The sequence below is a fragment of the Flavobacterium sp. KMS genome (assembly GCF_000813005.1).
GTDB lineage: Bacteria > Bacteroidota > Bacteroidia > Flavobacteriales > Flavobacteriaceae > Flavobacterium.
This window is the reverse complement of sequence record NZ_JSYP01000014.1, coordinates 194,588-217,205: the sequence shown is the minus strand read 5'-3', so window position 1 is coordinate 217,205 and position 22,618 is coordinate 194,588. Positions and strand designations below refer to the sequence as shown.

Here is a 22,618-nt window from a genome sequence, read left to right as displayed (position 1 = left end):
TCTCCGCAAGCCAGAACTGATACTGTAAATACAATTACATCAGCAATTGGCGGATCAACTACGCTAACAATGTATGAGGATGGCAGATTTACTCCAGACGAAACATTCCAATGGTATAAAAATAATTTTATAATATTAGGAGCAACCTCGAGACAATATATGCTTACAAATTTAAAAGCTTCAGATTCAGGGGTGTATACTTGCAAGGCATATCATACGACTAATCCTGATATGTCTCCATTGGTACTAGAGAGAGAACCATTAACATTGAATGTAATTAACTGTACACCAATAGTTGGAACAATTATAGTTGTTAGATAAAAATTGCCTTTAAGTAGGTGTAATCAATAAATCAATACTATCTGTAAATTATAGGGTGATATAAAACCCTATGTCTACTTGCATAAAAAACATATAATTTTAATATGACAAACATTTTTAGAATAATAAAAAGAAAGATACTTACGCTTTGTCTGTTGCTTGTTTCATTATTTTCTTTTGCACAAGATTATAGCGATCAGCAAATTGGTTTTGATATTGTGCGAGTGGTAAGTGAATTAAAACAAAGAGGTCTTAATGATCCTGAAGAGCTTAGTCGGGAGCTTAAAATAATACGCGAATTACATGTCTTAGAATATCAATCTATAAAAAAAAATGAAGATGAAGTTTTGCAAAAACTGAACCTTTCACAAAACTCAAAAACTGAACTATTACGAGCCACTGTGGTAATTGATATTACACCATTAGAAAAAGATGCACTTTTAGCACTATACAATAGTACTAATGGAGCAAACTGGAAGAATAAACAAGGTTGGGATTTTAGTAAACCTGTTACTTCTTGGAATGGGGTTACGGGATGGTATGGACTTTCTGTAACTAATGGACATCTAACTTATATAAATTTAGAAAATAACAACTTAAATGGATACTTACCTACACAAATTGACCAATTAAAATATTTAACTTATTTTAATGTAAATGTTAATAAAGTTGCGGGTACTATTCTTCCGGAGATAGGGCAATTAGAAAATTTGGAAGTTTTATATTTAAATCAAAATGAATTAACGGGTAACATACCCTCAGCACTAGGACAACTTAAAAAACTACGTATTTTAGACTTAAGAGTTAATAAACTAACAGGAGAAATTCCAAGTGTTATAGGACAACTTAAAGAACTGCAAACTTTAAATCTTGGTACCAATCAATTAACTGGTAAGATACCTTCAGAAATTGGGCAACTTGAGAGGTTAGAAATGTTAGCTTTAAGTTACAACCAATTGGGAGGTGATATAATTCCAGAAATTACAAAACTTTCAAAACTTTCCTCCTTATTCTTACACTATAATCAACTGACAGGATCTATCCCCATAGGAATTGGGCAATTAGGTAGTTTGAAAGAAATCTATTTATATACTAATAAACTCAGTGGAACAATTCCAAAAGAATTAGGGTTATTAAGTAACTTAATTACTCTTTCATTAAACTATAACCAACTTACTGGAGAAATTCCCAAAGAACTTGGAAATCTGGCAAAACTAAAAACGTTGTATGTTTCTGTAAATCAGTTAACAGGTATGGTACCTCCAGAAATATATATGTTGTCACAATTGCAAGCTTTACACGTGGGAGAAAATCAATTAACTGGTATAATTCCGCAGGATATACATAAATTAAGCAATCTAACTTTCTTAGCTTACAATAATAATAAATTTTATGGGACTATTCCACCTACAATAGGCCAGCTAGCAAAACTTAATTCACTCTTTTTGCATGGTAATCAGTTTACAGGTTCTATCCCTCCAGAAATAAGTCGGTTAACTAATCTTACGTCAGCTTTCAATTTATCATATAATCTATTAGAAGGACCTATCCCAAATCTGGACAATATTGGATTATCAGCAAATTTTGGTCTGCATGGTAATAAATTTAGGTTCATCGACTTAAAATCCCAATATCCTGTTCTTAATAACAGAACTAAATTTACTTATAACATTCAAAAAGTAGTAGATGTTGCTAAAACAATAAATGGTGCTATTGGAACAAGTATCACAATGAAGATGTATGAAGATAATAGGTATTTGCCTGAAGAAACTTTTCAATGGTTTAAAAACGGTAAAATAGTTCCTGGAGCTACTTCAAGGCAATTTGTTATTCCTAGTATTATACAGACTGATGCTGGAAGTTATTATTGCGAAGCAAGACATCCAATACTTTCCAATTATAAAGAGACCATCGATTATCTGGTTTTAAAGAGAGCGCCAATTACATTAACTACAGCACCTTGTAAATCAGTAGTGGGAATAATTAAAGTTGTTAAATAATTACTGATGTAATTACAATTAAAAATAGTAAAACTATAATAGAGTACTACACATGCAACCTGCTGTTTTGATAGACAAAGTTGCATGAAAAATAATATATAAATATGACAATCAATTTTAGAATAAAAAAATATTGGGCTTCCATTATTTGTATACTATTTGGTTTACTGTCTTCTTTTGCACAGGAGCACAAATTTTATACTAAAGAAGATTACATTTTTTCGTTTGAAACTACGGCAACTGACTTAACCTACGTTTGGACTGTAACAAATAGTGAAGAGCAAATAATGGATACAAAAGAATCGGATAAAATAGATTCTTATTCTTATACTTTCACTGATGCAGGAGAATATAGTATCGGTCTGTTAGTTACTGATGTTAATGGTTGCACAACTACATTTAAAACCCTCATTAGAGTCGTTGATAAATATTGCGCTAAAGAAGCCATCAATTTTGCATTCGAAACAAAGTCTACTAATCTAAATTATACATGGACCAGTACAAACATTTTGGGTGTTATTGTACATACAGAAACAAATACGACTGGTTTATATACATTTAAACCTGAATTAGAAGGGGAATATGAAATAAAACTAATAGTAGAAGGTGCAGAAAATTGCGAAACTTTATTTTCTGAAAAAATTATTGTAGAGAGTTGTATCCCAGTTGTTTCTTGTGTTAAAAGCAATATATATGCACCAGAAATACAACGTTTGTTTCTCTCATTAATTAATAAGTTAGTGAGTACTCCTAATGGTACTGATGCCAATACCTACGCTTATAAAGAAATAGCGGCTTTATCGCCTTATATAATAGATTCTAAAGGAAAGATTTATAATTTTAGTAATACTAGTAGTGCCATAAGCTTCTCATTTTCGGAAACCGCTATAGGAAAAGATGTTCAACTACCTAAATCTATTTCGGGGGCTATTGCAAATATTGATTTAAGTAAATATACAGATGCTCTTGCAAAAAATGTTGCTATAATAAATTATAATAACGGTACGAGTAATTCAGATGGATATGTACGAAATATTGACTTTTGTGTATCTGAATTATCATGCGTATCTCATGTTGCGATTGTAGTAGATGAATCGGGATCAATTAATCAAAGTGCAGCTAATAAAATTAAAAAGCAATTAAAAGCATTCATTTTGCAACAAGCAAAAACAAACGATAATATAGGGTCTAATATTTATGTTTCGTTAACAGGAATGTCGGATAGTGATGAAAATACACGAACCGATTTTATACCTCCAACTAAATTAACCAATACTCCAGCGAGTATAAATAGATTCAATACCTGGATAGATACTTTTGGCAAAAGAAATGGAAAAACAGGAATTAGTGCGTCTTCAGATTATTGGAGAAGTGGTTTAGAAGCGGCTTTAAGCTACTCTATGCAACCAAATATAGTTATCATGATAACAGATGGTTGCCAAACTGCAGATGTTGGGAAGTTAAAAGAAACCATGAAAAAATTCAACAATGCTCCTGGTAGTGATCCTAAATTGCCACACTTATACGTTGTAGGAATTGAAAATGGATTTTATGTAGATGAAACTTTTTTTATAAATAAATTTTCATCGCCTACGGGAGATCCTAATAATAGCCAAAATAATCTTGTAAATACAGTAACAACACATCTTACCAAATCGTTGAAATTTTTATTTGATCTTCCGGATACACAATTTCCAAAATCAGATATCAATCAGTTTAATACAGGGACTTACTATGGGCATGCCGATTTTAATTTATTGGGAGCCGATGAGACTTATTTATCTGATAAGCTAGCTGATAGTAAAATAGTATGTGGTACTGCCTCGGTGAAAAACTTTTGTGATGACTGTCTTTCATTTAAACCCGAACCAGGTAAAGAATATATGTTGAGTGCCTGGGTAAAAGAAGAGTTATTAACTCAAGTTAAAACTTACGAAAATCCAGCAATTAAAATTATTTTTTATAATAGGAAAGAAGCTTTGGATATACCTGCACACCGAATAGATTCCTTATCAGTAAAAGCTGCTGGAAACATTATTGATGGTTGGCAGCGTATTGTACAAAAATTCAAGATTCCCGAAAAAACTATCACAATTGGGATTCAATTAGAAAACAATAGCCCTAGAATTCCAGTGTATTTTGATGATATCAGGATTCATCCGCTACAAGGCAGCGTGAAATCATTTGTCTATGATCCCGAAACATTCAAACTAATGGCAGAGTTGGACGAAAACAATTACAGTACTTTTTATGAATATGATAATGAAGGAGGTTTGGTTCGTGTTAAGAAAGAAACCGAAAAAGGAATCAAAACAATTCAGGAAACACGCTCTGGCAGCATGATAAATACAAATCCTTAAAAGATGTTTTACAAAAAAATAATATACGTATGGGCCATATTCAATTGTTGTTTGGCTCATACCCAGAGCGTAAGTGAAGTTTTTCAAAAGCTAGGAAAACAATATACTACCGCAATGCCTTTACAATATAAAACAAGTTATGCCTTGTATAAAGATTCTGATTCCAAAAAAATCGAAGAAAGTTATAATGGTATATTTTATAAAAATGAGCTCAATGAGGTTTATATGAAAATTGGAGACAGCGAAATTCTAAATTCAAAAAAGGTATTTCTTAAAATTAATCATTCGGAAAAAGCAATTCAAATCTTAAGTCCTGTGTCTAATTATTTAGGAGATTTTGATATGAAACCCTTACTTGATTTGTGTACCATTGAAAAATTCCTTGACTATAAATCCTATTGGGAAATAACGATGGTTGCAAAACCGTATTCCAGTCTTCCTTACTCAAAAATTGTAGTACAGATTACAAAGAATTATTTTATACAAAAACAAATCTTTTATTACAATACAGCAGTCAATTTCTCTAAAGATTATCGAAGACCTGATTCCCATTACCCAAGACTAGAAGTTACCAACACTAATTATAGCAGAAATCCAGTTAGTGCTTCTTTTTTTAATAGTGGTACTTATTTTACAAAATCGGATAAAAAACAAATCATTTTGTCCGAACGGTTAAAAAAATATGAGATTATCAATTAAAGAAGCATTTTCAAAAATTAAAATAAAAGATAGATATTATGTATATCAATAAGTATTTAATAGCATTTGTGTTTACACTTTTTTCATTGTTTACATTCGGTCAGCAAGAGGAGTTTTTAGGAGATAAAAAACAAGGAACTCAATTAAATGGGCAACCAACATTGCGTATTGTTGATCCTAAATTTACAGATTTAAATAAGCAAAATGTGTTTACCTCGATAAATTCAGTGGTATCAATTCATTTTGGTTTTAATGATAAATTGTCTGATTTAGGGTATAGCAGTATATATTATAGTGAAATTACATTAAGGATAATACCATTTGATAATTCAGGAAATGTATTGACTTCCTATAAGGATAACAAAAATGTACAAAAAACATACCCTAATCCCTTTTTGGTAACCTTAAAAATAAAACATGACAATGTAACTAAAGGGGCTCGTTTGGATGATTATGCCGTATATCAATTACCTGGTATTCATAAAGCCGATGTAAAAATTGAATCTATAAAATATTATGATGCTAATAATGCTATTATAGCAGTATCGAATTCTTCGGCCTATTTAGAACTAAAATTTAATACAGATCGCTATTATAATATGCAGTTGAGTGCGACTCAATTTACATCGGTGTTTCCGCTTACCCGTAAATTAGTAAAATACAACGGAACAAAAGAAGTAGAAGTTTACAAGGTTAGTGATGGTGCCGAAGAATTGGTTATTAACTGGACTAAAGATAAAAATGCACCCGCTGTAGAATATGAACTTGAATGGACATGGATTGACAATTACAAAAAAGAAGGTGGCAAATTAGCCACAAGTGAAGTTCCGTTAACAGAGCAAGATTTTAAGCTAAACAATACGAGAATTGAAACAAAAGACACTATTTATAGAATTCCTCTAGTATATTCCAATGGTTATTTGGTTTATAGAGTACGACCTGTAGGGAGATTCCTTGATGATATTACCAAGAATTTTTACGGAACATGGTCCTCAGGACTTACAGATTCATTTAAGATGATGAATGACTGGCCTCATATAGTCGAAATTAATCAGGAACATGAATTAGGAAAGAAAAACTGGCAGTACCAATCTTCTTTTGCAGAGGATGGAAAGAAAAAAGAAGTAGTAAGTTATTTTGATGGTAGTCTTCGTAATCGACAAACAGTAACCAAAATAAATTCAAATAACAATGCTATAGTTGGTGAGGTAATCTATGACAATCAAGGTAGGGCTGCTATCGAGGTTTTACCAACCCCCGTAGAAGCTTCTGGTATTCGTTTTTATAATAATTTAAATCTAAATTCGAAAAATACTACTTACACCCATAATGATTTTGATTGGGATAACCCTAGTGTTTTAAATTGTGTTCCCGAAGATGTTTCCAGCATGTCAAATATTGCAGGTGCAAGCAAATATTACTCTGAAAATAATTTACAAGTAGGCAATTACCAAGATTTGGTTGCTAATGCCAAAGGATTTCCTTTTTCTCAAATAGAATATACTCCGGATAATACAGGAAGAATAAAAAGAAAAGGAGGTGTAGGAGTAGATCATCAAATAGGTAAAGGGCATGAAATGCAATACTTTTATGGGCAACCCAAACAAGAAGAATTAAATAGACTTTTTGGTTACAAAGTGGGTGATTTTTCACGTTATAAAAAGAACATTGTTATAGATCCTAATGGGCAAACAAGTGTAAGTTACCTTGACCCACAAGGAAGAACAATTGCAACTGCTCTTGCGGGTGACAATAAAGAAAATCTTTTGTCTCTGGATGATGAAACAGATTCGACGCTACATTTAACAACAACTACGAATTTATTATCAAACAACGATAAATATGCATCTGGTAACAATGGTGTTTATGAAGATGGGGTACGATTAAACACGCCAGTATCAGTTATAAAAGAAGGCGAAATAAAATTTGAATATACCTTAAACAAACTAGTAGGATCTTATACAGATGATTGTTTAAACGGGAAACAATATCCATTTGTTTACAATTGGTCTATAGGTATGAAAAATGATTGTGCCGATGAATTACTTACAGGAACAGATGCCTTATCTTCAAAAATTGGAGTATTTAATACCAACTCTTTTAGTGCAGTACCTTTAAAAATAAAAAAAGAATATAAGGGACAATTTCAAAATAATTTTTTAAAAGTAGGTACGTATCCATTAAGCAAAGATATTCGTGTAGATTTGGAAGCATTAAACCAATATGCTGATGATTATATCACCGAATTAAAAAAGAGCGAAACATGTTTACCTGATTTAGTAGATTTAGAAGCAGATATAACAGTAGAAGATTGTAATGTAACATGTAAAAGTTGTGAAGAATCTTTGGTATGTGATAATCTTACTGTAGCAGAGTGTGATGCTTTTAAGTTAAAGTTTTCACCAGATGAGACTGCTCTGGGGAATATAGTTGCCAGAGAGCCTTTTATTATCTCAGCCGAAAATCAATATGTTATTAAAAACCTGAATGCTTTTTTTGTGTCAACCTCTTTTACTTACAACGGATTACAATTTGTTAATCCGGATATTAATCAAAAAGTAATACTTCCTAAAGTAGCAGATTTTAAATATGAGTTTAGAGGATTATTAGCAGGATGTCGAGAATTATGCAAACAGCCTATCAATGTATGTAATCTTAATCTGGATATGCTATTAGGAGATGTAAGCCCTCATGGGCAATATGGTTCGGTACAAGGAATAGAAACTCAGGATGAAGAAGATGATAATGATAACCAAAACCAGCTAGTAGCCAATACAATAGATCCACTAAGTCTATTTAATGATAACAATCAATTATTATATGGTGGTTATACCACAGTTACGGAGACTAATCCAGAAACAAATAAAACCGAAGAAATAAAAGTCCCTCATAACAACTGGAGAAACCCTTTTGGTGGATTTTATAAGGAAGAAGATGGAACACCATCAACAATAAGAGTACAACTTATAGGAGAAGGAATTTACAAGCCAAGTTTAATAGAAAATGCTATTGTAAGTAGAGATACTGAGAGTGATGATCCTGAGGTATTTGTAGTACAGCCTAAATATTTACGTTATACAGCTGATTTTATCAAACTGTGGAGACCAAGCTGGGCAAATGCATTATTGCCTTATCATCCTGAGTATCAGTATTACATCTATAACAGTGCATTTTGCAATAAATTAAATGATGACGGGTACAACTCAGACGGATTTGATGAAAAATTAGCCAATATTGATTTTTATGATTCAGAAAATCAGAAAGTTATTGATAATACCATCTTTGGATCAGATGGAATAATCGCAAATTTGATTAATGTAGATGCTCAGGGCTCTGATAGTGACCCATTTTATAATTCTATAAACAGCATCAGTAATATTGAATCTGAAAGTGATTATAGACTTCGTAAAGATTTAATGAAAGAAGCCTTAAATGAAAATTTTGATGGTATGCAATTAAAAAACGGCAAAAGGCTAAACATGTTAAAGGCAGCTTATTATTTTGCTGTTTATTCTAATGGAATCACGCCGGAGGTTGCTTATGAAGAATTCATAGACAAATCAAATAGCCGGTTGTTAAGGGACATCAATAGCATGAGTAATGTAAACATGAAACAAAGAATATGGATCAATTTCAGAACAAATTATACTGCGTTCAAACAAAAAACACGAACTGTTTTTGCTCATGTCTATGCCGCTAAAAACAACAATTATAACGATTGTATTGGTAATCCTGAAAGTTCAGATACTTTTGTTACGCTATTTAAAAAGTACACGGTAGCTACTCCAAATAATTTTGAAAGACTTACCGCCTTAATCAATACAGTACCCCAAATTCCGGCGGTACCTAATACAACTCCTGCCAGTACTGGGATTGAAGAGGCATGTTCAGATGTGACTTCGTCTTTTTATCAAAATAAAGAAAAAAGGTTTATTCCAGCCGATTTTAGCTTTGACTCCGCACTTACTGACGAGCAGGTTTTGACAGCCGTAAAAACACTTACAGAAACTGCTACCTATCGTGAAACAGGTAAATGTCCGAGAGCAAATGACATGGAAAATTTCCTTAACGGATTAGTCGATCCAACTATTCAAAGTCAAGGATTATTGGTTGATGGTTTAAAAACTACGAGTATGCCATTTTTAACCAAAGAACTTTTTGATGCTCATATAAATCCAGAGTTTAATTTAGAAACAGCAAGTGAAACACCAAAGATAAAGGGAACCAAGGATGCTCAGGGCAATCTGAACATAGACTTTACCTATAGAAACAATGCTATTGGAACTCCTATACAGCTGAGGTTTGTAAATAAGGAGTATATAAATGCATGTGGTACAAAAGTAATTGCTCAATGGGAAGATATAATTGCTTTTAAAAATATTTATGCCTTGCCAGACTATGATGCCACTAATAATGTATATAAATTCCAGATTTTGGCGATTATAAAAAGAAAAAGCGGAAACGGTAATTGTACCTCACCAGAAGAAATAATTATCGAAGGTACTACAAAAGTTGCTATTAATGGGTGTGACAATTTAGCAGTTGCGCCCTGCGATAAAAAAGAAAAATTTAATAATGCCTTTAGAAACCTGGTATTCCATTTGCAGGCAGGCGGCACAATTAGAAACAATGATGTAAATATAACAACTGATCCCATTTTTACAGGAGATTATTTGTATACCTATTTTGGTATTAAACCAGGAGACATTGTAAAATGGAAAAATTATACAGATGGAATTTCTATCACAGTAAACGACAATAAACGTCTTATTATAGACCTTGCAGGTTATTCTTTAGGTACAAACCCTATTAGCAATATTGTTATTGGCGAATTACAAAACGACCAATATAATATGTTAAAACTTACGGAAAAAAAAGGGGCATTTTTTGCAAATAGGCAAATAGTTGCAAAAATCACCTCGGGAAACCCTAATAAACCACTTTATTTTAGCTGTTGTGATGAATGTGGCGAGTGGGACTATGATGGTGATGGTGTTGGGGATTTGTGTGGGGAAGTTGTTGAACAAACTATAGTTGGATGTATATCTAGTCCCGATAAAGAATTTGTTTATGAACAAGGTTTAAAGAATGCATTAAATGAAATAATAGCCAATAAAAATTTCAATATCGATCAAGACTCTTTTGGTAATTCAAAAGCAAATAAAATGTTTGAATTTATAAATAATTCAAAATTAATTGAGCATTTTCAGGTGTTAAGGAATTATAATATTACTTTTGAACAAAATTCTTTTAATTCTCCCATACAGCTGACTAAGTTTTATTGTCAAGTAGCTAATTGGAATACGAATTTAATTTTCTTTAGTAATAACCAAATTGAATCAAGCATACACTTAGCATTAAATTTATCATTAGTGCAGGAAATTATTTCTATAGATTTTATTGATTACATCAGAGCTCGGATAAAATATAAAAATTTAAGTAACGAATTAATTACCATTGAAAGAGTCATAGTTGCTAATATAAATTGGTCAACGGAAAGTTCAGGTTTTGGTAATGATTTTTGTTCATTCCTTTCCGATGATTATCCAGTAAAAAATCAACTATTGAAAAGTAATAATTTCAATTCAAATATTTTTTCTATGACTAGGGATTCTAATGGAGTTATAACAAATAACATTAAATCAGATGGTGGTTTATTAAAACGTACACGACTATCTGTAATTCCAACATTTACAAACTGCAACACCTTCTGTATTCCACCAACAGTCGTTCCAATAATTTGTGGAGATAAATGGAATGAGTTTAAAACAAGCGTAAAGGCGATAGTTCCAGATTATGAAATTCCTGAAAATTTAAGCAAAGATGCTAATTATTTCTGCGAAGCAAATTTTGGGTATATCAGCACCGATTATATAGCCTATTTAACTAAACTGCAAATAACAACAGTGCAAAACCCGCTTTTTATAACAATCGCAGAGTTTGGCAGCACAAAACTAAGATACGGTAATCCCGATACTGCTGGGGTTATCGACCAATATAACATTTATGTAACAGCACAAAAAACGAATAAAACCGAGGAATTATCAACCTGGTCACAATTTGCAGATCAATATGTTATTAATAATAAAATATGTGCCCCAGCAATCATTGTACCTACATTTAGCCTGGAAGTTCCTGTAACCGAAACCAGAACTCCTTGCGAAATATATGCAAATACAGTAAAAGAATCGAATAAGCAAGAAATTAAACACGCTTTTTATGCTAATAAAAAAGCAGAATTTAAAGAACGTTATCTTAAAGCATCTCTGGAAGGATTAACCGAAACGTTAACTCAAAGTTCTCAAGACAAAGAATATCAGTATACTTTATATTATTATGATCAGGCAGGAAATTTAATCCAGACCGTTCCGCCAGAAGGAGTAAAAAGATTAGCTCCAACAACAGATGCAACTATAAATACGGTAAGAGAAACTACGCCCGAAAAAGACGATTTGACACTGGTAAATGGTGTTGCTGTAGCTCCAGATCATGCTATGAAAACCCAATACCGTTACAACTCGCTAAACCAATTGGTATGGCAAAAAACACCCGACGGAGGAATAACCCGATTTGCATACGACGCATTAGGAAGAATTGTAGCCTCTCAAAATGAAAATCAGAGAAAAACTAAGCCACTCTTTAGTTATACACGTTATGATGGCTTAGGACGAATTACCGAAGCAGGACAATTTGAAGTAAAAACTAATGGAGCATTAACAATTAATGACAACGGAAGACTTGTTTTTACAAATAACAATGCCCTAGTACCAGTAGATGCTATTGCAGATAAGTATCCTTATAATCAAGGAGTACTATTTGATCAGGTTACAAAAACAGTATATGATGTTCCAATGGCAGATACCAAAGAATGGTTTACAGCTTATGCAGATGATAATAACCATAAAAGAGTAACAGCAGTACTTTATTATGATCAATTAACAGCCGAAGTAAACGATATAAGAGCATACGATAAATACAGTAATGCAATAGTATACGATTATGATGTACACGGAAACGTAAAAGAGTTAATACATCATACCAATAATAACTCCGAGTTAAACAAAATTAAGCAAGACCGTAAGAAAGTGGTTTATGACTATGATTTAATTAGTGGGAATGTAAATAAAGTAACCTACCAGCCAGAGAGTACCAAAGATCAATTTATACATCGTTATGAATATGATGCCGATAATAGGATTCAGCAAGTATACACCAGTACTGATAATGTTATTTGGGAAAAAGAAGCTAATTATTTGTATTACGACCACGGCCCATTGGCACGTGTAGAACTTGGAGATAAAAAAGTACAAGGATTAGACTACATCTATACCCTGCAAGGCTGGCTAAAAGGAGTCAATTCCGAAAGAATAGGTTCGCAATACGATGCTGGTAAAGACGAATTAAATGTAGCTCAGGATGCTTTTGGTTTTGCTTTAAACTATTACAAAGGCGATTACCAATCGCGATCTAATACTAGGGACAATACTATTTTTAGCTTTAGCAAAGGAGCAAAATTAGAGCAGGATTTAAACCTATACAATGGTAATATCAAAGAAATGGTAACCTCATTGTTAGATAATCAACAGCAACCTATTGCAACACAGTTTAATTATTACAAATACGATCAATTGAACAGGATTAAGGAAATGACCTCACAATCTATTTCATACAACCAGAATTTAAGCACCAATAGCCCTACAAGTGGATATCGTTCTAACTATAGCTATGACCGTAACGGAAACTTAGATAAACTGAATCGTTGGGCACCTCTTCCTACAGGAGTTATTACTCTTATGGACCAGCTTACTTATAATTATAAGCCAGGAACAAACAAATTAAGACATGTAAATGATGCTGTGCCTAATGGTGTGTTTACCAATGATTCCAAAAATGCTAATGATACCTCGCTTGATATTGATAATCAAACTGCCGATAATTATGGATATGATGATATTGGACAGTTAATTACCGATAAACAAGAAGGACTAAAAATAGATTGGTGTGTAGATGGAAAAGTAAAATCGGTTACCAAAGGCAATGGTACAATCATAAGTTTTGAATATGATGGATTAGGCAATCGAACAGCCAAAACAGTTACCAATGGAACCAATGGTACCACTACTTATTACCAGCGTGATGCGCAAGGTAATGTGTTGAGTACTTATGAACTGGTAAAACAAGGAACATCAACAAAGTATTATCTTGTAGAGCAGGATATTTATGGTAGCAGCCGTTTAGGTGTAGAAAGAGGAAGAAAAGAAATCACAGCAGATTTGTTGCAAAGGACACTTAGATCTTCAGGAAATATTTTGGCAGCCACACAACCCGTAGCAATAAGAACTGCAGAAACTACAAAAGATCAATATGGTTTAAATTTTAAGACTACAGATGCTAGTGCAACCTGGAGAGAAAAACCTGAAAATGCGATTAATTTATTTACAAATAATCAGCAAAGAACAGAAAAGATTATCATGACAGGGCATTTAAAAATTGACTCTTCTAATAAAGAAACTGGTATTATTGCTGCATTGCACGGAAAAACAAAAGGAGAATATTGGCCTCAGCGCGGTTCTTTTTCTTATTTAAGTTCCGTTATGGTTCATGCCCAGAAAACGGAGAAAGGTTTTAAGCCTGTGGTTTCGTTTACCAAATATCACAGAAATCATCAGCGTGATACGCATCATGGAAAGACACGTTATGGTTTTGACAGTTATCAAACGTTAACTAATTACGAAATTGTTTCTCCTGAAATTACTGAGGATGAATGGGATTTAAAAGTTTTAATTGAATATAATTATAATTTAGAAGATTATATTGTAAACATAACACTAAACGGAAATGAATACAAAACTCAGCCTACTGTAATCCAGCAATATAATGGCAAACAAAGTGTTGCAGGTAAGAGAGGAAATGATGAAATATTAGATATTGTATTGCCACCTAATTCAATTGGTGCTATAAGCATTGCTAATCATCCTGGTGATAGCAGTACCTATAAAGCATTACTAGCCGAAATATGTGATTTTAGTTATAGGGTAGATAATGGTCAGGAACTTGAGGATATTGAAACGAATTATTTTGGTTTTGATGAGGGAAAAGGGACAACGACCATATCTACAACAGAGCAAAAGATGACATTAAGTAATGATATTTTTTCACAAAGCTATTGTGGAAAAAGAGCTGATGATAGCGATGGTGATGGCTTACTGGATATAAATGACAATTGCCCGTATGTATTTAACCCGTTACAAGAAGACTATGATAAAGATGGTGTAGGTGACGCTTGTGATAATTGCAAATATATCCCTAACTTTGACCAGCTTGATAGCGACGGCGACGGTGTAGGTGATGCCTGCGATAATTGTAAATTTACTGCAAACTTTGATCAAATAGATACCGATGGTGATGGTATAGGCGATGTATGCGATAATTGCCCTACGATAGCCAACCCATTACAGGAAGATGCCAACAAAAACGGTATAGGCGATGTATGCGAAGGTCTGGCTCAAGGGGAAGGAAAAACAGCAGTACCGGGTACACCAGCAACAGCCTATCGTTTTGTAGGAGATAAGCAATATGAATTATCGAACCATTTAGGAAACGTATTAGCCGTTGTAAGTGATAGAAAATTGGTAGGAGGAAATAATTTCATGCCAGACGTTCTTAGTTATTCTGATTATTTTCCTTTCGGTATGCTTGTTCCAACAAGACATGGTAGTAGTAATGAGCATCGTTACGGATTTCAAGGACAGGAAAAGGACGATGAAATCAAAGGTGAAGGAAATTCTATAAACATGGCTTATAGAATGGCTGATGTGAGACTTGGACGCTTTTTTGCTCCAGACCCTTTAACAAAACTATACCCTCATAATTCACCCTTTGCTTTTTCTGAAAATAGAGTAATGGATGGTGTAGAATTAGAAGGATTGGAATATCTTAACTTCCATGAAGCAAGGGTAGAATTTACATCTGGAAGACTACAAATAAAACTGGAAAACTTTAACGATAATTTTCAAAAAACTTATAGAGAAAGTTTTGCTACTGTGAAATTTGCAACTAGCGGTGCAGCATCAAAAAATATCTTTGGATTAACCGAAAGTTATAATAATTTCGATAATTCAAGTGCTAATAGTGACGGGACTTTTACAGACAGCAATTATCAACTGAATAAGGATGTAAGATACAATAAGGGTAATGGTCAAATTGATGGAAGACAAAAATTTGGAAATAAAAATTTCGTTTCCAGTTCGTCATTTGGAAAAACCTACGAGCCTACACCAATTCCGGCAAAAGGGCAAGCAATGGCGATATTTATGATTTATGATCTTTACAAAGGAATAAAAGACTTTGTTGATACTAAAGCTATGGTTGATGACAAAATGGCTCTTGATAAACAAATGCTTTCATGGAAAACAACAGATAGCTGGAGCGGAAAAGTCCTAAATTCTAATAATTCTATTGTGGGTCAAGTTTTAGAGGATTTAGAATTTGCCACCAAAACAGGTATCATAAAGAAAGAAAATGTTAATGTTAAAGATATGACCGACATTGCAAATATCGTATTGTTTGGCGGTAATGGCAATGAAGCAAAGAACATAAGGGACACTGCAGAAAAGATAATTAAAGAGGTGTCTGCTCCTGTTGCTAAATTTAGATTGCTAAATTCAAAAGCTCAAGTGGAACAAATTAATAACGTTAATAATTGGTCAGCTCCAAGCGAAAATTCAAGCTCATCGCAATCAGCTAAAAAGTAATATGAAAGATATGAAAAAGATATTACTGTTTGTTTTGTTCTTTATAACTGTTTCTTGCAGTACGAATCGGAAAAAGTATTTTGATATGGTAAAAGGAGAATGGTTCATTGAGCAATTTTATTATAAAAATGAGGATTTAACTCTAAAAAGATATTCTAGAATTGGGTTTGAAAACCGTAATAATTTATGGATAATTAAGAGAGAAGATGGGGAAGGTGAATTTGTCTCTTCTGATTACGAAATTTTTAAGCATTCAGACTCATTAAGACTGAGTGTTAAAAATTGTGAGGAAAAGAGATTTGATGGAACTTACAATATGTATATTGATACAATTCAAGATACTGGAGAGTCTTATATTATACAGCTAATTTTGGATAAGGAGGATACCTATATTCAGGCTGTTCGCTCTAAATTAAAGTATTATTCATACGGGGAATATCAAGAAAGTTTAAAAAATAAAGTTAAGGAATAGATTGAAAAAAATCCCGATCGCTCTGATATGCGCAACGATAGCGGATTTGCAATCCGCGCCCGCAAAGCGAATCGACAAAACAAATAAAAACAGAAAACCTTGCAGTAATGCGAGGTTTTTTTATGGCTTGTTTTTTTGAAAGAATGCCAAAACCTGATATTTCTTTTTACCGTTAAATTCCTGGCATTGTTTCAAAAAAAACAAGCATAGCTTTTTGCGGCGATTGAGCAAATAAAAAAACTTACCTAGTGCGGGGTCAGCAGCGTCGGCTTTGGAAAGGTCTTAAGAAAACGTTGATATTTTACATAATGAGTTTATGGTGCAGGGCGTTAGCCGTAGCACTATAATGACTTATTATGTAACATAGCTTTGGTGTGGGGTGAAAACTAGCGGTCTCACTCCAGTCGTTCACTTAGTTCCGTTCCTGCTCCTCACTTCACACGTTCTCTGCCTTACGTTCGGTGCAGCTTTTTTTATTTTTTTAGCCGAATAGTTGTTCCGCTCCGCTTCACCTTTTCAGAGGAAAAAAAACAAACCGCTGCACACTTTTTAACGGTTGCTCATTCGCCCAGCCATCGGGGAAGCCCCCACTTCGTTCTGCAATGGAATAAGGAACGCTTCGCTGACTTTTATTTTTTCCCCGCCGTTGCACGCACACATCCCTACAGCCCAGAAAAAGGGCTTCTCGGTCTGTGGCGGCTGGTCAAGGCCGCAACACCGCAACCCGTTCGCCAAAAAAAGCTTTTTATGAGCCAGAATCTACAACGCTTTTTTGCTCACTTGAGGTGTTCATTGTCTTTGCGCATACTAACGCCCTACGGTTGTTTGTTCATTTTTGCCGAAGATTTTTTCAGAAACATTTTTTTTTAATTGAGAAACATCAGGATAAAAAAATCTTCACCAAAAATCGAGCTTCATGCAAAACGAAGATTTTTCTTTTAATTGAATTAAAAAGTAAGAAAAATAAATCATTTTTTATTTTTCAATTGAGAATTAAAGCCTATTTTTGAAATGAAATGAAAAGAAAATGAAAGTGATCGTTCTTACTAAAAATGACTTATCGCGCGAGGTAAATATTGACTAGATCTATACTGTTACGGATTTCAAGGTCAGGAAAAGGACGATGAAATCAAAGGTGAAGGAAATTCGATTAACTATAAATTCAGGATGCATGACCCTAGGGTTGGTAGATTTTTTGCAACTGACCCACTTGAACATGAATTTTCTTGGAACTCATCATATGCTTTTAGTGAAAACAGAGTTATTGATGGAGTTGAATTAGAGGGAAAAGAAGTTGTTTCTGTAGGAAAGCAAGTTACTGGTAGCTTACTTATAAGTGGAACCACAGGAGGAGGATTGTTGATTGCACCTGACGGTGTATTTGCTTATGGATTTTATGGTTGGGGTGGAGAAACAAATATTTCTATTTCATCTATGTATGGAATTACTTATTTTCCAGATATGCCAAAAGCAGAATATTTTGCAGGTGAAGGTTATTCCTTTGCATTAAATGTTGGGGAATTTGGTGCTATCTCTATAAGTGGTGCTTCATCTTCTGGTTATGAAGGTATTGGCTTTTCAGCAGGTTTTGGTGCTGGTATTTTACCAGGAAGTTTAAGTGGACATAAGACATATACGACAATAAAACCCTTATCAGATAAAGCTCAATTAGGAACTGCATTAAATATTTTCAAATCAAATCTTGGTAAAATAAATAGTGAAATAACTTCAAAGAAAAATGAAATAGCAAAACGTGAAGATGTTATTGCTAAATCGACTAAAATAGTTAAATCCTATCAACAGAAAATAGTTGAAGCTAAAAAATCTAATAGTTCCACATCTAAGGCAAATGTTTCTCAATATAAATCTTCAATTAGGAAAGAGCAAGATAAATCTACTTCTCAAAAAAAGAGACTTAATCAAACTCAAGCTGAAATAAAAGAATTAAATAAAGCTAAAGAAGGGACAGAATATTCAATTGAAAAAATAGAATCTGAAATTAAAAAGAAAGATTAAGACATGAAATTATTTGAAAAGAAGAAAATTATTTATAGCACTTTAAATAAAAATGAATTAATAGATGTATTAAATGAAAATGTCGAGTTATTTAAAAAGGATAACTCAAGGTATTTATTTGAAGGAAAAATTGATAGTGATGGAAATTTTATTATTTATCCCTCTTTTGACTATAATGCTAGAAATCAAATAAGACCTTTAATTAAAGGTGTTGTGTCTGATAATTTTGAAAAAGGCTTGAAAATTGAAACTACATTTAATCTTCCTGGTATGATGAAAAGATTACTAGGCTTTGTGATTTTACTTAATTTAATAGTGTGTGTAATTCTATATTTTAATAATTTATTTTTGAAGTGGTATATGCTTTTATCGTTTATAGTTATTTTTTGTTTAGGAGTATATGCAGTTTACAATGAAAAGGTCAAAAAATCAGCAAATATATTAGAAAGAATATTAAAATAAAAAAACTCTAAAACTTGTAGGTGTAATTCCAACCCGCTCTACGAGGAGTTCTATTGAAGAATAAATTTGAGGTGTGTGCCGTGCAAATTGGCTCTAGTAATGAGTATAGATATGGGTTTCAGGGTCAGGAAATGGATAATGAAATTAAAGGGGAAGGAAATTCTATAAATTATACTTATAGAATGCATGATCCTAGAATTGGTAGGTTCTTTGCTAGAGATCCACTTGAGAAATCGTATCTATTTTATTCACCTTATGCTTTTAGTGGTAATAGAGTAATAGATGCTGTAGAATTAGAAGGAAGAGAACCTTCTTTAGATCTTATGTTTATAATAGCTAAAGAATGGGTGAAATCAAAATTAACTTTAAGTAATTCAGCTCAAAGAATGGTTGGACCAGTTATTAAAAATAATGAAATTATAAATAATAATCCATTGATTTCAGAGAAACAGAAGGGTTTTCTATATAAAGTCGATGCAGTTACTGCAACGGTTGATTTACAATCTAAAATATTACTTACTAGTACCGTAGCAGTTGTAGCTGAGACTGGTGTTCTTTCGGTTGCTAGCACAGTTCTAACCACAGAGATTGGTTACTTAGCTACTTCAGGTCCTTTATGGACAAGTGCATTAGCTTCCTCATTTAGTTTTGAAGGAATGCTTCAACAATCTTTTTCACAAGGTATGGTAAAAGGGTCAACTAATCTTTTGGGATAGGTTGCAGCTAATGGGTTTGTAATGGATCAAAATATTAACTATGCACAACCATTTGTGGCAGGTATGATAAGTAATCCTCTTTTTTCAAATTTTGGAGAATCATATTTCAATGTTAATATTATTAATGGGGAAAGAGAATATAGTGTTAATAATTTTAATAGTACATTTTTTTCAACTTTCTCAGCTAATACGATTGGTAATAAATTTGGGACTAAAGTAAATAGTTTTACAAGCGGATTTAATTCTAAGGCAGGTGAAACAATGGTTAATTTTTATTCAGAAATAGGAATCAACATATTTACAAGTACACTAGCTAGAGAGGTTAATCCTACTCAGTCTGAATCTAATAATACAGAAAAAAAGAAAAAATGATAAAGAAGAAACATATAATTTCTCTATGATTATTAAAATGCAATGTTATCAATAGGTTATGAATTATAAAGAAAAAATATCGGCAACAATTTTCTTTTTTATTTCTATTACATATATTTATTTTGCTACTCGAGACATGAACCGAGTAGATAAGAGTATTCAGAAAAATAAAAAAGTTAGTATAGGTAAAGTACAGAAATTTAAACAAAGTAAAAGTTTTCAAATTTATCATTATATCTATTTTTATGATGGAATGAAATATAAAAGATCACAAGATGTAAAAAGAATGGGAGGTGATTCTCTTGTAGGTAGGTATTTCCGTATAGAATTATCAACGAAAGAATTGAAGTATGCTAATATGTTTTAAATCAAGAGGTTGTAGATTTATTAGAGATTTTTAAAGTAGGGTTTAAATATGAATAATAATTGTTTGTTAATTCGAAAAGTATCATGGTCAAAAACATTATTTCCTCTTTTAGTGGGAATATCAATTTATAGTATCTGTTGTATTTTGTCTTGGGATGATTTTAATATTACAGTCTTTTTGTGGGCTCAATCTATGGCTATTCTACTAATTTTTTTTCTTGATATAATGCAGTAAGACTTTATATGTATGATGATTATATGATAGTTAAATTTTATCTTATAAAAAAAGAAATAAAAGTAAACTATAATCAAGTAAAAGAAGTCTTAAGAAGTTCTAATCGATATGATGGAATTACTATTATATTTAGAGTATCCGTTGGCGATAAAAAATATACTTTCCGAATTGATAAATTTGATACTGAATTCATTAATTTTCTTAAGGCAAAAGTTAATTATAGGATTTCTAATAATTAGTAAGCCTAAAAGATTTAGTAAGAGCATCGATTAAAACAAGAAAACCTAATACTAGATATGATTCTGGTATATTAGGTTTTACTATTCTGAGCAGTAAGTGATTATAGAGGTACAGGTTCTGAAGCCGATGCAACAACAACTAAATATTAAGTTATGGCTATTATAATTGAGGGAAGAAGTAAATGCAAGATATGCGGTATGACAATGAGTTCACAAGAAGAGTTAATCGCTTTTCCTCGTTTTACTATAAATGAAAATGACCCACTATATTTTTTTTACGATAGGGTATTTCATAAAGAATGTTTTTTGAGTCATTCTAAAAAAAAGAACTTAATTGAAAAGTTAATTCGAGATGGTTATTTTGAAGAGTATAAGGATATTTTAGATAGATTGGAAATGAAATAAAATAAAACAATAATTGCACCGCTTTAGCACCAACAGCTGCCCCAGCTTATGCAACTTATTCTACTTGGTATGGAACAACAGCAACAGCGAGTTATTTTGCGGCTGGTGTTGGTGGAACAGCTTCGGCAGGAATGATCGATGCTAGTGCTTATTTTGGACAATCACTTTTCTACTCAACAATAAGTAAAGGAGTAATAAGTGGTCTTGCAGATGCAACTGGCCAAATTGTATATAATGGAGGTGGTAGAGATTTTAACTTTGCACAAACTGCTTTTGCAACAGTAATAGGTAATCCGTTTCTAAGCAATTTAGGACAATCTGGCGTAAGTTGGACAAAAGAAAAGGGGTGGGATGCAAATAATTTGAATACAAGTTTTTACTCAACTTTTAGTGCAAATTTTGTTACTGGAAAACTTGGTAAATTTAATGTCTCTTCAAACCATAAAGCCACAGAAAACATTATAAATTATACTGTTGGCAGTCTTATTAGTACATATTCGATGGAATTAGGAAATGATTTAAAAGATACTTCTGATAAGACCATAGACTTTATAATGGATAAGTCATTTGATAGAAAAAAAGATACTAAATCTAAATTTTAAGTTATGACTAGAACCGAAAAATTTTTTGGTACACTTTTTTGTGTAACAATTGTCATTCTTACTCTTTTTTCTAATAAATATCAAAAAGAAAAACAATCTATGATTGATAAATATAGATATATTACAGTTGCAAAAGTTGATGAAATAAAACCGGAAAAAAGCTTTACTGCTGCAAGATTTTATTTTTATTATAATGGAATAAAATATGAATCTAGTGAACATATTGATGATTTAGGAAGTAGATATATGAATAGGTATTTTAAAGTTGAGTTATCAACTGAAAACCCTGAATATTCAAATATTTTTTTAGACCAAGAGGTCACGGATTCAATAGAAATTATTAAAGCAGGGTTTTCAAAAGAAGAAATTGAGCTTAAATAATAAAAATAGAAACCAGCTCTCCAAAGAGTTCTTGTGTGCGCTGTGAATATCTCCGACTTCGCACCCACAACGATAAGATACAAAAAGCATAAAAAACTGGTTAGAAAAAGCAGGCAAATTTTCAAGTCATCAAAACCTACACAGGAAGTCAACCAGGCTCACAAGCTATAGATCGAAGACTTAATAAAAGTGACGGGACTAAAGACCAAAGATTTACC

The 22,618-nt window shown here is 32.5% G+C and carries 15 protein-coding genes; all 15 read left to right on the top strand.

The window, feature by feature from the left end:
- The coding region (locus tag OA93_RS15550) for an immunoglobulin domain-containing protein (RefSeq protein ID WP_039114298.1) at window positions 1–321 on the top strand (321 nt) is incomplete at its 5' end.
- Window positions 322–425: 104 nt separating this feature from the next.
- Window positions 426–2,321, top strand: a complete 1,896-nt coding sequence (locus OA93_RS24170) for a hypothetical protein (RefSeq protein WP_052259467.1) — start codon at window positions 426–428, stop codon at window positions 2,319–2,321.
- Between the two features lie 104 nt (window positions 2,322–2,425).
- Window positions 2,426–4,681, top strand: coding sequence for a vWA domain-containing protein (locus tag OA93_RS15540; RefSeq protein ID WP_039114297.1), 2,256 nt, complete (start codon window positions 2,426–2,428; stop codon window positions 4,679–4,681).
- Window positions 4,682–4,684: 3 nt separating this feature from the next.
- The gene (locus tag OA93_RS15535; RefSeq protein ID WP_039114296.1) at window positions 4,685–5,380 is read left to right on the top strand and encodes a hypothetical protein; all 696 of its coding nucleotides are present in this window, start codon (window positions 4,685–4,687) and stop codon (window positions 5,378–5,380) included.
- 38 nt (window positions 5,381–5,418) lie between these two features.
- Window positions 5,419–16,134, top strand: coding sequence for a thrombospondin type 3 repeat-containing protein (locus OA93_RS15530; RefSeq protein WP_039114295.1), 10,716 nt, complete (start codon window positions 5,419–5,421; stop codon window positions 16,132–16,134).
- A 10-nt stretch (window positions 16,135–16,144) separates the two neighbouring features.
- Complete coding sequence (locus OA93_RS15525; protein ID WP_131474486.1) at window positions 16,145–16,606, top strand: hypothetical protein; 462 nt, start codon at window positions 16,145–16,147, stop codon at window positions 16,604–16,606.
- Between the two features lie 1,167 nt (window positions 16,607–17,773).
- Entirely contained in the window at window positions 17,774–18,622 is an 849-nt protein-coding gene (locus OA93_RS15520) for a hypothetical protein (protein WP_039114293.1), read from the top strand.
- 3 nt (window positions 18,623–18,625) lie between these two features.
- Window positions 18,626–19,084: a hypothetical protein gene (locus OA93_RS15515; protein WP_039114292.1), complete on the top strand. Its 459-nt coding sequence runs from the start codon at window positions 18,626–18,628 to the stop codon at window positions 19,082–19,084.
- 53 nt (window positions 19,085–19,137) lie between these two features.
- Window positions 19,138–19,800: an RHS repeat-associated core domain-containing protein gene (locus OA93_RS15510; RefSeq protein ID WP_131474485.1), complete on the top strand. Its 663-nt coding sequence runs from the start codon at window positions 19,138–19,140 to the stop codon at window positions 19,798–19,800.
- A gap of 21 nt (window positions 19,801–19,821) precedes the next feature.
- Window positions 19,822–20,172: a hypothetical protein gene (locus OA93_RS15505; RefSeq protein WP_039114290.1), complete on the top strand. Its 351-nt coding sequence runs from the start codon at window positions 19,822–19,824 to the stop codon at window positions 20,170–20,172.
- A gap of 58 nt (window positions 20,173–20,230) precedes the next feature.
- The gene (locus tag OA93_RS15500; RefSeq protein ID WP_039114289.1) at window positions 20,231–20,539 is read left to right on the top strand and encodes a hypothetical protein; all 309 of its coding nucleotides are present in this window, start codon (window positions 20,231–20,233) and stop codon (window positions 20,537–20,539) included.
- Window positions 20,540–20,796: 257 nt separating this feature from the next.
- Window positions 20,797–21,012, top strand: a complete 216-nt coding sequence (locus OA93_RS15495) for a hypothetical protein (RefSeq protein WP_131474484.1) — start codon at window positions 20,797–20,799, stop codon at window positions 21,010–21,012.
- A 153-nt stretch (window positions 21,013–21,165) separates the two neighbouring features.
- Entirely contained in the window at window positions 21,166–21,417 is a 252-nt protein-coding gene (locus tag OA93_RS15490; RefSeq protein WP_039114287.1) for a hypothetical protein, read from the top strand.
- Between the two features lie 131 nt (window positions 21,418–21,548).
- Window positions 21,549–22,019, top strand: coding sequence for a hypothetical protein (locus OA93_RS15485; protein ID WP_039114286.1), 471 nt, complete (start codon window positions 21,549–21,551; stop codon window positions 22,017–22,019).
- Between the two features lie 3 nt (window positions 22,020–22,022).
- Window positions 22,023–22,400: a hypothetical protein gene (locus tag OA93_RS15480; RefSeq protein WP_039114285.1), complete on the top strand. Its 378-nt coding sequence runs from the start codon at window positions 22,023–22,025 to the stop codon at window positions 22,398–22,400.
- Window positions 22,401–22,618 lie beyond the last annotated feature (218 nt).